We start from the raw sequence: 14,766 nt of genomic DNA on the forward strand, positions 1-14,766 counted from the left end.
GGGGGAATAAAGGTGTTTAGAGAGAATATAATAACCGAGCTATTTTCAAATAGAAGAAATATAGTGAAGTTAGGAATAGACCTAGTATCAGTATTTTTCGGAATCTTTCTAGGCCTTTTAATCAGATATGAAGACAGTGTACTTTTGAATATTCATAGAAGCTATTTCATTGTATATGGAGTAGCATTTTTAGCTGTTTATCTGATTAGAAAAAATGGATTGAAAAGTTGGAGTTACACCAACTCGTTAGATGTATTGAATCTAACATTTACGAATCTGGTGGCACTAATGATAACTCTATCATACTATGCTGTGTTTAGAGAGAGCTACTCAAGAACGGTTGTGCTTGTAGGATTTGTGCTGATATTGATGTTACAACTGCTTTGGAGATTCTTCTTCAGATTGAATAGATCATACAAGGTTATGCTAAGTAAAAATAAACCTAAGATGAATACCTTGATATATGGAGCTGGAGATGCTGGAGTTGCTTTAATTAGAGATGGGCTTACAAATCCAAATTATCCATACCATATTACGGCTATAGTGGATGATGATAGACGGAAGCGTGGAACATATATAAATGGTGTGAAGGTGTTTGGAGATTTCTATGATCTTGCAGATGTTGTGAGAGAGCAGAGCATCGAGATGGTGATAATAGCTATTCCAACTATAAAAAGAGAGCGTATAAAAGAGATAATTGATTTGACAAAGTGTTGTACAGATGTAAAGGTTAAAATTCTGCCTGGACTAGATGATATTCTTCAAGATGAGAATATCGCTAATCAGGTGAGAGATGTAAGTATAGAGGATTTGCTTGGAAGAGAGCAGGTCTTAGTAAATGGAGATAATATAAAAGATATTATCGAGGATAAGGTTGTATTTGTAACTGGTGGAGCGGGAAGTATTGGAAGTGAGCTTGCACGTCAAATTGCTAGGTATAATCCCAAAAAGCTGGTGACAATAGATGTAAATGAGAATGACCTTTACTTCTTAGAGTTAGAGCTAAAAAGAAGTTTTAAAGAACTGGATCTGCAAAGTGAGATTTGTAATATCAGAGAGGCTGATAAGGTTGAGTTACTATTTAACAGATACAAACCAAATATAGTTTTCCATGCAGCTGCTCATAAGCATGTGCCGTTGATGGAGCATAACCCAGAGGAAGCTATAAAAAATAACATCTTTGGAACTAAAAAGGTTGCAGAGATGGCTATAAAGTATGGTGCTGAAAGATTTGTATTAATCTCTACAGATAAAGCTGTTAACCCAACGAATATAATGGGAGCAACAAAACGTGCTTGTGAGATTGTGGTTGAATCTATGAATGGAAAGAGTGATACAAAGTTTATGGCAGTAAGGTTTGGAAATGTTTTGGGAAGTAATGGTTCGGTTATTCCAATATTTAAAAAGCTGATAAGCGAAGGGAAAAACTTAACGCTGACTCACCCTGATATCACAAGATACTTTATGACAATTCCAGAAGCAGCTCAACTGGTTATTGAAGCGGGATCGCTTGGAAAAGGTGGAGAGCTATTTATTTTAGACATGGGAGAGCCTGTAAAGATAATAGATCTAGCTCGTACTATGATAAAATTATCGAATGCTGATGTAGATATAGAGATAGTTGGACTACGTCCTGGAGAGAAACTTTATGAAGAGTTGCTTTATGATGTGAGTGCTGCTTTAAAAACAGAGAATAATAAGATATTTATAACTAAGATAGATCCTATGGATATTAAGTTAGAACATCATCTAGAAAAATTAGCAGAAGCTATTAAAAATCCAGAGAAAGAGAATCTTAAAACTCTTATGAAGGAGTTTGTGATTACATATAAGGAGGCGAAGAATGACTAAAACAATAGGATTATCAATACCAAACTTAGATGTTGAGCCAATTGTAGAAAATTTAAGAGAGTGTATAGAATCTGGTTGGGTATCAACTGGAGGAAGGTTTATCGGTGAATTTGAAGAGAAGATAGCTAAGTATGTAGGAGTGAAAGAAGCAGTTGGAGTTCAATCAGGAACTGCTGGATTACATACAGCATTAAGAGTGTTAGGAGTAGAGCCTGGAGATGAGGTATTAGTTCCAACATTAACATTTATAGCAGCAGTAAATCCTGTGACATATCATGGAGCAACTCCTGTATTTATAGGATGTGACGATACTCTTTGTATGGACCCAAATCTTTTAGAGAAGTTTTTAGAGGAAGAGTGTGAATTTAAAAATGGATTTACATACAATAAAAAAACTGCTGCTAAAATATCAGCTTTAGCAGTAGTTCATGTATTTGGAAATATGGCAAATATGGAAAGAATAATGGATCTGTCTGCAAAGTATAACTTTAAAGTTTTAGAAGATGCCACAGAAGGTTTAGGAACTTATTATACAGAGGGAAGATATGCTGGTAAATATGCAGGAACAATTGCTCATGCAGGTGTGTACTCTTTCAATGCCAATAAGATAATTACTACTGGTGGAGGGGGAATGGTTGTATCAAACGATGCTGAGTTCTTAAATGAAATAAGATTCTTAACAACTCAAGCTAAGACAGATCAACTTTACTTTATCCATGATGAAATAGGATATAACTATAGAATGTTAAATCTTCAAGCTGCACTAGGAACTAGTCAAATAGATAACTTAGAAAAGTTTATCGCTACAAAAGTTAAAAACTATAATCTTTATAAAGAAGCTATTGAAAAGATTGAAGGATTGACTTTATTACCATTTAATGAAGATATCAGACCTAACTATTGGTTCTATTCAGTGGTTGTAGATGAAGAAAAATATGGAATGAATAAAGATGAGTTACTATTAAAGTTAGTTTCAGCTAATATTCAAACAAGACCTATCTGGGGATTGATTCATGAGCAAAAACCATATCAAAATCATCAAGCTTATGGAGTGGAAAAAGCAGTTTGGTATCACGATAGAGTGCTTAATATTCCATGTTCATCTAACTTAACAGAAGAGGACGCTAAGTATGTGATAGAGAAGTTAAAGGAGTTTAAGAGATAATGAAATTAAGCGTTAGAATTTTTGATTTAGTTTTAGCATTTATTTTATTTGTAATATTACTGATTCCGATGAGTATAGTAGCTTTAATGATAAAATTAACGTCAAAAGGACCTACTATTTATAAGCAGTTGAGAACAGGATATAAAGAAAATGACTTTTATATTTATAAATTTAGAACAATGTCTGTTGGAAGTGACAAAACTGGAAGTATAACAATAGGAAATGATAGAAGGATAACAAAAATAGGAAAAATATTAAGAAAGACAAAAGTAGATGAATTTCCACAATTAATAAATATTTTTAGAGGTGAAATGTCATTTGTGGGACCAAGACCCGATACACCTGAATATACAGAATATTATAAAAAATATAACAGTAGTTATTTTGATCTTGTACCTGGAATAACAGGAAAAGCTTCAATCTATTTATCAAATGAGGAAGAATTAATGTCTAAAGTGGAAAATCCAAAAGATTTCTATGTAAATGAAATAATTCCCAAAAAAGTTGGATTAAATAGTTATCACCTAAATCATTTTAATATTTTTGATAATTTAAAAATAATGATAGAAACTGTTTTTAAGGTTGTGAAAAATGATGAATGAAAAATTAGTATCTGTGATTGTTCCAAATTATAATTGTGAAAAGTATATAGGAGAAACTTTAGGAAGTATTTTAGAGCAATCATATAAAAATATTGAAATAATAATAATAGATGATTGTTCAACGGATAACAGCTATTCAATAGCTTTAAATTATTCAAAAAAATATTCAAATATAATAGTTGAAAAGTTAGAGAAAAATAGTGGAGCGGGAATTGCTAGAAATAGAGGAATAGAATTGGCTACTGGAGAATATATAGCTTTTTTAGATTCAGATGATATATGGCATAAAGAAAAACTTAAAAATCAAATAAGATTTATGGAGAAAAATAATTATGCAATGTCGTTTACAAGCTATGAGCACATAAATGAAGAAGGGAAGAGATTAGGATTAGAAATTAGAGTCCCTAAAAAAGTAAGTTATAATATGATGTTATGGCATGATTATCTAGGTTGTTTAACAGTAGTTTATAATCAAAGAATACACGGAAAAGTTTATAGTGAAGATATAAGAAAAAATAATGACTATTCATTATTTTTAAATATATTAAAAAAAGAGAAATATGCGTATGGCTTAAGAGAACCTTTGGCAAAATATAGAATACGAAAAGGTTCAATTTCTAGAAATAAACTTCAAACTATAAAGCCACACTATCATCTAATAAGGAGTATTGAAAAAAAATCTGTTTTTAAATCTGTATTATGTATATTTAGTCACTTTTTAATAAAAAAAATTTATAAAGAAAAAAAATTAGTTAAATAACAAAGATAATAGGGAGTTATAAATGAGAGTAACTATAGCAGGAACAGGATATGTAGGATTATCTAATGCGATACTTTTAGCCCAAAATAATGAGGTAGTAGCACTAGATATAATCCCTGAAAAAGTAGAAATGATTAACAATAAAAAATCTCCAATAGTAGACAAAGAAATCAGTGAATTTTTAGCAACTAAAGATTTAAATTTAAAGGCAACAACAGATAAAGAGTTAGCATATAAAGATGCAGAGTTTGTAGTGATAGCAACACCTACAGATTATGATCCAGAAAAAAATTACTTTAATACAAACAGCGTAGAAGCGGTTATAAAAGATGTTTTAAGTATTAATCCAAAAGCCACTATGATAATAAAATCTACAGTACCGGTTGGATATACTGATAAAATTAGAAAAGAGTTTGGAATGGAGAATATTATATTCTCCCCAGAGTTTTTAAGAGAGGGAAAAGCTCTCTATGATAATCTTTACCCAAGTAGAATAATAATGGGAGATAAATCAGAAGCAGCTAAAAAATTTGCAAATTTATTATTAGAAGGAGCCGTAAAAAAAGATACTCAAATGCTACTTATGAATAGTACAGAAGCTGAAGCTGTAAAATTATTCTCAAATACATATTTAGCTTTAAGAGTAGCTTATTTTAATGAGTTAGACACATATGCAGAGCTAAGAGGATTAAATACTAAAGATATAATTGAAGGAGTAGGGCTTGATCCAAGAATAGGGTCACACTATAATAATCCTTCATTCGGATATGGTGGGTATTGCCTTCCTAAAGATACAAAGCAATTAAGAGCAAACTATTTAGATGTTCCTAATAATCTGATTGAAGCTATAGTGGATTCAAATTCTACTAGAAAAGATCATGTAGCAGATAGTATTATCAAGAGAAATCCTAAGATAGTTGGAATATATAGACTTACGATGAAAACGGATTCGGATAACTTCCGTGCTTCATCTATTCAAGGTGTTATGAAAAGAATTAAAGCTAAAGGAATTGAAGTTGTAGTATATGAGCCAGTTTTAAAAGATGAAACATTCTTTAATTCAAGAGTAATAAAAGATTTTGAGGAGTTTAAATCAATAAGCGACGTTATTGTAAGTAATAGACTATCAGAAGAGCTAATGAATGTAAAGAATAAAGTATATACGAGGGATTTATATGGAAGAGATTAGTAAAAAAATATTTTGTCCAACTAAATTAAGAGGTTTTCAAAAGCATCTATTAAAAGAAATAGAAAAAGATTTTAAAGTTGAATTAAAAGAAGAAATATTTTTTGAAAAAATATCTTTAAAGAAATTAATTTTATCAAGGATAGTAAGAAGTAAAATAGCAGATTTATTAGGAATCATACAAGTCATAAAAGTAACAAAAAATTGTGATTTAGTATTTAGTTATAATAGGTTTATAAAAGGAAAAAAATATTTAATAAATTTAGAAAATCCAACAGCTTTATTTCACTATAGTCTTAACCGAAATAAAACTTTTTTAGGAAAGAGAATTTTAAAGAAAGAATTAAAAAGTCCAAAATTAAAGAAAATAATTTGTATATCAAAAGCTTGTGCTAGTACAGCCTTTCAAATATTGAACGAGAATATAACTGAAGAAAAAATAATTCAGATATATCCACTTATAGAAAATTTAAATATTTCAGAAAAAGAGTTGATTGAAAAATCAAATAGAAAAAAAATAAAGTTGTTGTTTATAAGTTCGGAGTTTTACCTTAAAAGTGGTAAGGAAATATTAGATGCATTTTATGAAATTGATAGTTTAAATATTGAATTAACAATAATTACTCAAATAGATAAATTAAAAGTTAAAGAGTTAGAGCAAATAAAATTGAATAAAAAAATAAAGTTGCTAGAATTTAATTTAACATTTGATGAACTACAACAAGAATATAAGAGTGCTAATATACTACTTCATCCAACAAGACAAGATAGTTTTGCATTGGTTGTTTTAGAAGGAATAAAAAATGGACTTCCATGTATTGGAACAAATGTTTATGCAATTCCAGAAATAATAGAAAATAATGAAAATGGATTTTTGATAGAACCAAGATTCTTCTTTTTTGATAGAAATAATATTCCAAATCCGAATGTATGGAATAATAGAAAAAAAACAATCTATAGTGAATATATAGATTATAACATAACAAAATTTATAAAAGAAAAAATTTTGTTATACTATTTTGATAGAAATTTGCTGTATCAGCATAGCAGAAATAGCTATTTAAAATCTATTAACCAAGATTTTTCAAGTAGTGAGATATTAGAAAAGTGGAAAGAAATATTGGAGGAAGTTTTTAATGAGAAAAATATTAGTAGTAGACTTTAATGGAACTACACCTATATATACAAATTATTTTGCAAAAAATTTAAAATCAAATAAAACTGAAGTTGAAATACTAGGATATAAAAATGAAACTGAATTAAAATATTTAAAAAAAGAAGTTAAGTATATAGAAATAAACTTATATAGTAAATTATTAAATTATTTTTGTTACTGGGGGTATTTATTTATTTTTGCTAAAAAGTATGATATTTTGATTATTGAATGGTTACCTTTTTTAAAGTATTCAGTAATTGAATTATATTTGATAGGATTTTTACAAAAGAGAATAAAGAAATCAGAACTGTACTACACTGTTCATAATTTCTATCCGCACAATAGTCAAAATATAAAACTAAAAAAAAGATATGAAAAATTATATAAAAATCTTTCAAATTTATTAGTTCATACAAATGAAACTAAGATAAAACTAAAAAAAATAGGAGTAAATGGAAAAATCTCAGAAATTAATCACGGTCCACTGTATTATGATATTGATATAGAGGAGAAAAAAGATATGAAAATGCTTTCAATGTTAGGAACTATTTCAGAGTATAAAGGAATTGAAGATGCTTTAAAAGCTATGGAGATTTTAAAAGAAAATAAATTCTATTTATATATAGCAGGTAAAGGAGATATAAAATATATAAATAAATTAAAAAAAATAATATGTGAAAAAAAAATGGAAAAAAATATATTTTTAAAAGAAGGATATTTATCAACTGAAGAAATTATAAAATTGACAAAAAAATCAGCAGTCACATTAATGCCATACAAACAGATAGAGCAAAGTGGTGTTGCATTAACCTCAATAGGATTAAATACTCCTATTGTAGGATATAAAGTAGGAGGGTTAAAAGATGTCATTGTAAATTCTTGGAATGGATATCTTGTAAATTCTGGAGATTATGAAAAATTAGCATATAAAGTAATTGAAACAATAGATAATTATGAAAACATATTATTAAGAAGTAAAATATTAAGTGAGAGAAAAGGATGGCAGGAAAATTTAAAATTATTTTTAGAGTCTAGAGATTTAAATGAATAAAGTTAATAATTCGTTATATAATATTTTACTTAATTTGTTTTTAACAGTTAATATTTTTTCATTTTTTCAAAGATTTATAGTCATAAATAATTTATATTTTGGTGATTTGAAGTTTATTTTTAAATTAAATTTTTTACTTGGAATAGTATTATTAATTTTAAAAAATAAACTGAACAAAAAAGATTTTTTGATAATATTTTTTGGAATTATATTATATTTTTTTCTAAAAGATGGAAATATTTTAATGATGATTATATTATCTATTTTATTAAAAAATAATAATATAAATAAAAGTATACGTTATTTAGTTAAAGTTTATATTATTATTTTTATTGGCATAATTTGTTCTCATTTATTAGGGCTAACTGAAAATATAGATTTAAATACATTAAGATATCAGGAAGACTCGGGAGAATTTTTAAAAAGATATTCGTTAGGATTTATAAATCCTAATACATTATATCTAAATTTTTTACCTATTTATAGTGTGTATATATTTTTCTTTTATGAAAAATGGAAGTTAAGAAACACGTTTCTTATGATCATTTCATCTGGAATGATATATTTTATAACTAAATCTAGAACAGTATTTTTAGCGATATTATTAACTTTATTTTTAATTAATATTAAAAATTTTTTTATAAGAAAATTTTTTAGCAATATTTTTTTATATTTGACACTATTTACTTTGTTATGTGGAAAATATTTAGTAACAAATAATTTTTTAGTAAGAATAACATCAAATAGAATTGAGTTGTGGAGTCATTTTAGTAATTTTGACAATATAGGGTTATTTTCAAAAGAAATAAAAAATTATAGTGAAATAGTTAACTATGAATTAAGTTCTCATAATCTATTTTTATATATTTTAAATAGATACGGTATAGTTTTCTATTGTATTGTTATGTTGATATATTTTTTTATAATAAAAAAAAGTTTGCACGTGAAAAAAGACAAGTGGATAATAGTAATTTTTTTGAATTTAGTTGTTGGAATTTTTGAAGATGGTGTTTTGTTGTTTCCAATCAATATATTATCAATATATTTCTATAATTTTTTATTAGATGATAATATAACTTGAATGGTTAAAAAAGTAGGAGTGTGTAATGGAAAAGATTGATTTAACAATAGTTGTACCAATATATAATGTTGAGAAGTACTTAGAAGAATGTTTGGAATCTATTTATAGATTATCAATAAAGAAGGAAGTAATATTAGTAAATGATGAATCACAAGATAATTCATATTTAATTATAGAAAAATTTAAAAGTTTGTACCCACAGATAACAGTTGTAATAACTCAGAAAAATAAAGGTTTATCAGGTGCTAGAAATTCTGGATTAGAAATAGCAAGAGGAAAATATATAGCATTTATTGATAGTGATGATTATATTAATACTGAAAATTACGAATGTTTTTTTAAAGAAAATAAAGATAAAAAATTAGATATAATAATGGGAAATTTTATAAGAAAAAAAAATGAAGTGGAAACAATTTGTAATAAGAACAGATTTAAAATAGATAATATTGTTGAAGGAAAGTATTTTTTTGAAACTATGATTTTATACAATAACTTTTATGTTGAAGTTTGGGATGATATATATAGAAAAGATTTTTTGGTCGAAAATAAACTAAAGTTTAAAGAAGGATTATTGCATGAAGATATATTGTTTTCAGTAGAGGTTTTTGAAAAAGCTAAAAGAGTAAAATATATTAATTCGGAAATATATACTTATAGAGAAAGAGAAGGAAGTATTACAAAAAATATGACTTTAAAAAATTCATACCATAAGTTATATATAGCTAAAAATTTTTTAAAAAATACAGATATTCAAAGACTAAATAATTTAGAATTACTTATAATAAATATTTTATGGAGTGAGTTTAGATTTAATTCTCTTATAGAAAAAGAAATTTTTATACACTTAATTAAAAGAATAAAAAAAATCTCAAAAATAAAAAGTATTTTAAAGTTAATGGTTATTTTTATTAGCTATCCATTTTCAAAAAAAATTAAAGTAGAAAGTATAAAGTAAGGTGAATTTGATTGGTAAAGAAAATTTTAATCATAATTGAAACTTTAAATGGTGGTGGGGCTGAAAAAGTTTTACTAGATATATTAAAGAAATTAGATACTAAGAAATATTCAGTAGATATTTTTTTATTAAATAAAGAGGGGATTTACTTAAAAGAGGTTTCGGAAAGAGTTAATAGCTTAAAAGGATTAGCTCCTAGAAATAGAACGTACGATAAAAATATTTTATTCAGAAAAATAAACTCATTATATTTAAAAATAAGAGATATGTTTTTTATAAATGGATATTTATGTAAAATTAAAAATGACTACGATATTGAAATAGCATTTTTAGAAGGTAAGAGTACCCAATATATTAGTAATAGAAAAAATAAAGCAGAAAAAATAGCATGGGTTCATACTGATTTAGAAAAACATAGAATGCTATCTAAAAGCTTAGAAAGAGAATGTTACTCTAGAATTGATCAAGTAATTTCAGTTTCTAAGGATTCTAAAAAATCTGTATTAAAATTATATCCAGAGCTGGAAAGTAAAACAAAAGTTATTTATAATCCGATTCCAAAATCTGATATTAGAGAAAAAGCTAATGAAGAGGTTGTGACTAATAAAAAATTAACATTAGTAACAGCCGGAAGATTAACAGATGCAAAAGGGTATGATATTCTTTTAAAAGCTCATAAGCAACTTCTAGATGAGGGTTTAAATTATAATCTACAAATTTTAGGAGAGGGTGGATTAAGGTCTGAGTTTGAAAAATATATTTCAGAAAATAATTTAACCCAAAATACAGAACTTTTAGGTTTTAAAAGAAATCCATATCCATATATAAAAGCAGCAGATTTATTTGTGGTTTCTTCTAGATTTGAAGGATTTTCTTTAGTTTTAGCAGAGGCTATTGTTTTAGAGAAGCCTATAATCTCAACTAAATGTGTGGGACCACTAGAAATTTTAGACAACGGTAAATATGGAGAGTTGGTAGAAACTGAAGATGTAGATAGTTTAGCAAATGCTATGAGAAAATTGATTCTCGATAAACAGAAAAGACAGGAATATAAAAGGTTAGCAAAAGAAAGGTCTAGTTTCTTTGATGATGAGAAAATAATGAGAGAGATAGAGGATTTATTAGATGATAAAAAATAAACTTATTAAAAATTTTTTATATCTTTTTTCAGGTACAACTCTGAGCAGTATTATAGGTATATTTAATACTGCTCTTTTAGTTAAAGCATTGGGTTTAGAAAATAATGGAATAATATTTTTAGGTTTAAGTTATGCTGGATTTTTCAATGCTCTTTTTAATTTTCAATCATTTGAAGCTGTTATAAAGTTTTTACCAAATTGTATGACTAAAAATAATTCAGAAGGTAAAAATATAATAAAGCAAGCATTGTATCTGGATTTTATAACTGCAATTTTTGCTTTGATAGTAGCTATAATGTTTATGCGAATAGCAGCAGAATATTTGAAGTGGGATTTGATGACAGTAAAAGTTGCTAAAATTTTGGTATATTCTATATTCTTTACTATTCCTGGATGTTTTATAGGAATTTTAAGAATATTTGAAAAATTTAAATATATGTCTATGATAGAATTATCTTTAGCAATTTCGAACACTATTATTTATTCTGTTGGATTATTTTTGAATCAAGAGTTAATATACTATGTTTATGGAACAATCGCTTTAAGTTTTATAAATCTTTTAATTACCATGTTTTTAACTTATAAAACTTTAAAAGAGAATGAAATGCATCAACTAAATATTTTCAAGATAAAATTCCAAAAAGAGTTCATTAAATTTACAATATACACAAACTTATCAAGTACCCTTGATTTACCAATATTTCAATTGACCCCGTTTATAATAAATAAATATTTAGGTGTAAGTGATGTAGCTGTATATAAGTTGCTTGAAAAAATTGGAGAATTAATAAAAAGAGTTACATCTATAATGGGGCAATCTATAATGCCAGAAATAAGTAAAAGATTAGCAAAAAACGATTGTGCTGGAGCAAAAAGAATAGGAGTTAAATTAGGTAAAATAATTTTATCAGTAGGTTGTTTAGGAATTATATTTATAGCGTTAACAAAAGTGTTTTGGTTACACTGGTTTATACCAAATTATTTAGAGTATACATCTTCATTATATTTTTATGTTGTATTTGTAGTATTTACTCAAACTTTTATAGCTCAGCATCCTTTATTTATATATTCTGGATATGTAAAAGAAAATACTCTTTTATTATTGATTGTAAACCCATTTTATATTTTTCTGCTATTTTCATTAGCAAAGAATTTTGGGTTAAATGGAATAATAGTTTCTAGAATAATACAAGCAGGAATAATATATATAGCTAAAGGGGTTATTTTTAAACTTAAGAAATAGAAAGTGTGAACTTAAATATAAAGGGACTTGGTGCTGAATAAGTTTGTAGACATAAAATAACAAATCATGTAAACTAAGTCTTGAAGGAAGTGATTTTATGTTTAAACGAAAAACTTATGATGAAGAGTTTAAAAAAATTCTTGTTAATTTAATTTTAAATGGTCAGCCTCTTAAAGAGGTATCTCGTGAATATGGTGTGTCTTCATTCAATCTTGTTCTTGGGAGAAAAAAATACAGTAATATTAATACCCAAAGCGATGAAGTTGTTACTCTTGATGATTTCAAAAGCTTCAAAAAGAACTAGCTGCTGCTAAAGAAGAGTGTGTTATTCTAAAAAAGGCTTTGACAATATTCGCGAAAAACTAGATGATACTAAGATAACTGACCTTATCAAGCAATTAAAACCTAAATACAGCCAAGAAAAAATGTGTAAAATCTTTAAAATTAGTAGAGCTACTTACTACTTTAATCTCAATAAAACTACTACTAAGACTCAAGAGAGATATGAATTATTATCTTCTCAAATCAAAAGAATTTATGAGGAAAATTCTAAAATTTATGGGGCTCCTAAAATACATGCAATACTTAATCGTGAGGGTTATCCCGCGAGTATAAAGCTAGTTCAAAGAATTATGAGAGCATTAGGTCTTTCATCTATTACTAGAAAAAAGTACAAGCCCCAGACAATTAAATCAAAAGTTGAAGCACCTGCAAGTAATCTTTTAAAACAGGATTTTTCAACTACCTCAACAAACGAGAAAATAGTAGGAGATATTACATATATTTACACAAAAGATTTTGGTTGGACATATTTAGCTTCATTTATGGATTTACATACAAACGAAATCAAAGGTTGGGAGTACTCCACAACAATGACAACAGATATCGTTTTAAAAGCTCTTTCTAAACTTAATTTAAACAGTGATCTTACAGGCTGTATTATCCATACAGACCAAGGATCGCAGTATACGAGTAAAGATTATGTAGCTAAAGTTAAAGATTTAGGTGCAACCCTTTCTTATTCAAGAAAGGGTAATCCTTATGATAACGCTCCTATAGAATCTTTTCATTCAGTTTTAAAGAAAGAGTTAATTTATCAAAGTAAACCAAAGACTTTTGAAGAAACTAAAAAGTCTTTATTTAAATATATAGAAGGCTGGTATAACAACCATAGAATTCAGAAAAAACTAGGTTATTTATCTCCAGCTGATTATCAGAAACAAGTTGCATAATTTATAAAATTATGTTTAAAAACTTGACTTAATATCAGTTTTAAAACAGAAAATAAACTTTAAATTTTATATGCTATCTCCATAGGAAATATATCATCTTATTGCACGATATGTGTAAAAAAATATTTTGTGACTGATATAATAGATTGTAAGATTTCGTGAGAGAAAGAACCAGATATGATTAATGTTCACAATTTTAATAAATACTTTATTTTTAAAGTCAATAAATTTTATTAAACTAGAAAGGAGAAAATAATTTTGTTAACAGCCCTAATAATGGCAGGGGGAAGTGGAGAAAGATTTTGGCCACTTTCAACACCAACAAAACCAAAACAATTGCTATCTCTTTTTTCAGATAAATCTATGATAAGAGAGACTGTTGATAGAATTTTACCAATAATATCAGCAGATAAGATTTTTATAGCAACTAATATTTTACAAGTAGATGAAATAAAAAAAGAGTTACCAGATATTCCAGAAGAAAATATTATAATCGAACCAGCTTTTAAAGATACTGCAGCAGCAATAGGTTATACATCTATAATAATAGAGGAAAGATTTAAAAGCTCTGGTGAAAAGATAGAAGTAGCTGTATTAGCTTCTGATCATCTTATTCAAAATGACATTAACTTTAGAGAGGTTATTTTAAAGGCATCAGAGGAAGCTCATCAAAATTCAACTATTGTAACCTTAGGAATAAAACCAGATAAACCAGAAACAGGTTATGGTTATATTGAAGTTAATAATAGTGAAGATTTAATCTTAGACGAAGTTTATAAAGTTAGAAGATTCCGTGAAAAACCAAATAAGGAAACTGCAGAACAATATTTAGCTTCAGGAAAATACCTATGGAACTCTGGAATGTTTATATTTACAACAGAAACTATATTTAAAAATTTTCAAGTTCTTATGCCTGAACATACAGAAGTTTTTAATAAGATTAGAAGAGAAATTCAAAAAGATGTCACTGGATTAGGACTTAGTAATCTTGTAAAACCATATTTTGATGAGTTTGAAAAGATATCTATTGATTTTGGAATAATGGAATATTCAAAAAATATAAAAGTTATACCTGTTTCTATTGGATGGAACGATATAGGAAGTTTTACAGCATTATCAGAAGTTTTTGAAGGAGATAATGCAGGAAATATTATAAGAGATACAGAAGCTATAATACATGATGCAAATAATAATATTGTTATATGTGATGATTGTACTGTTTCACTGTTAGGAGTTAAAAATCTAATAGTAGTTAAAAATGGTGATAATATTTTAATATCTCATAAAGACAGTGCTCAAGATATAAAGAAAATAGTTTCAAAATATAATCAGTTGAAAAAGTAGG

The 14,766-nt window shown here is 26.8% G+C and carries 13 protein-coding genes; all 13 read left to right on the plus strand.

All coding sequences use genetic code 11. From position 1 onward, the window contains the following. The first annotated feature begins 12 nt into the window (after positions 1-12). The 13 genes from Q0O83_RS05825 (at position 13) to Q0O83_RS05885 (ending at position 14,765) form a co-directional block, all read left to right on the plus strand. Positions 13-1,851 carry a nucleoside-diphosphate sugar epimerase/dehydratase gene (locus Q0O83_RS05825; protein ID WP_294095044.1) on the plus strand — a complete coding sequence of 613 codons (1,839 nt, stop codon included), beginning with the start codon at positions 13-15 and terminating at the stop codon, positions 1,849-1,851. Next, entirely contained in the window at positions 1,844-3,016 is a 1,173-nt protein-coding gene (locus Q0O83_RS05830) for a LegC family aminotransferase (protein WP_294095047.1), read from the plus strand. Before Q0O83_RS05825 ends, Q0O83_RS05830 begins: the two co-directional genes overlap by 8 nt. Then, positions 3,016-3,618, plus strand: a complete 603-nt coding sequence (locus Q0O83_RS05835; protein WP_294095050.1) for a sugar transferase — start codon at positions 3,016-3,018, stop codon at positions 3,616-3,618. The genes Q0O83_RS05830 and Q0O83_RS05835 overlap by 1 nt, the downstream gene beginning before the upstream one ends. Then, positions 3,608-4,378, plus strand: a complete 771-nt coding sequence (locus Q0O83_RS05840) for a glycosyltransferase family 2 protein (RefSeq protein ID WP_294095053.1) — start codon at positions 3,608-3,610, stop codon at positions 4,376-4,378. The genes Q0O83_RS05835 and Q0O83_RS05840 overlap by 11 nt, the downstream gene beginning before the upstream one ends. A gap of 22 nt (positions 4,379-4,400) precedes the next feature. Then, positions 4,401-5,567 carry a nucleotide sugar dehydrogenase gene (locus Q0O83_RS05845; RefSeq protein WP_294095055.1) on the plus strand — a complete coding sequence of 389 codons (1,167 nt, stop codon included), beginning with the start codon at positions 4,401-4,403 and terminating at the stop codon, positions 5,565-5,567. After that, positions 5,554-6,729: a glycosyltransferase family 4 protein gene (locus tag Q0O83_RS05850; protein ID WP_294095057.1), complete on the plus strand. Its 1,176-nt coding sequence runs from the start codon at positions 5,554-5,556 to the stop codon at positions 6,727-6,729. The genes Q0O83_RS05845 and Q0O83_RS05850 overlap by 14 nt, the downstream gene beginning before the upstream one ends. Next, complete coding sequence (locus Q0O83_RS05855) at positions 6,701-7,771, plus strand: glycosyltransferase (RefSeq protein ID WP_294095060.1); 1,071 nt, start codon at positions 6,701-6,703, stop codon at positions 7,769-7,771. Before Q0O83_RS05850 ends, Q0O83_RS05855 begins: the two co-directional genes overlap by 29 nt. A 1,106-nt stretch (positions 7,772-8,877) precedes the next feature. Further along, positions 8,878-9,807: a glycosyltransferase gene (locus Q0O83_RS05860; RefSeq protein ID WP_294095063.1), complete on the plus strand. Its 930-nt coding sequence runs from the start codon at positions 8,878-8,880 to the stop codon at positions 9,805-9,807. A gap of 11 nt (positions 9,808-9,818) precedes the next feature. Then, the gene (locus Q0O83_RS05865) at positions 9,819-10,946 is read left to right on the plus strand and encodes a glycosyltransferase (protein WP_294095066.1); all 1,128 of its coding nucleotides are present in this window, start codon (positions 9,819-9,821) and stop codon (positions 10,944-10,946) included. Next, a complete protein-coding gene (locus tag Q0O83_RS05870) occupies positions 10,933-12,189 on the plus strand; it encodes an oligosaccharide flippase family protein (protein WP_294095068.1) in 1,257 nt (418 codons plus the stop codon). The genes Q0O83_RS05865 and Q0O83_RS05870 overlap by 14 nt, the downstream gene beginning before the upstream one ends. A gap of 97 nt (positions 12,190-12,286) precedes the next feature. Beyond that, entirely contained in the window at positions 12,287-12,493 is a 207-nt protein-coding gene (locus Q0O83_RS05875; RefSeq protein ID WP_294095072.1) for a transposase, read from the plus strand. 16 nt (positions 12,494-12,509) lie between these two features. After that, positions 12,510-13,421: an IS3 family transposase gene (locus tag Q0O83_RS05880; protein WP_294095075.1), complete on the plus strand. Its 912-nt coding sequence runs from the start codon at positions 12,510-12,512 to the stop codon at positions 13,419-13,421. A gap of 258 nt (positions 13,422-13,679) precedes the next feature. Continuing rightward, positions 13,680-14,765: a sugar phosphate nucleotidyltransferase gene (locus Q0O83_RS05885; protein WP_294095078.1), complete on the plus strand. Its 1,086-nt coding sequence runs from the start codon at positions 13,680-13,682 to the stop codon at positions 14,763-14,765. Position 14,766 lies beyond the last annotated feature (1 nt).

This window comes from uncultured Cetobacterium sp. (genome assembly GCF_945952365.1).
Taxonomy (GTDB): Bacteria; Fusobacteriota; Fusobacteriia; order Fusobacteriales; family Fusobacteriaceae; genus Cetobacterium_A.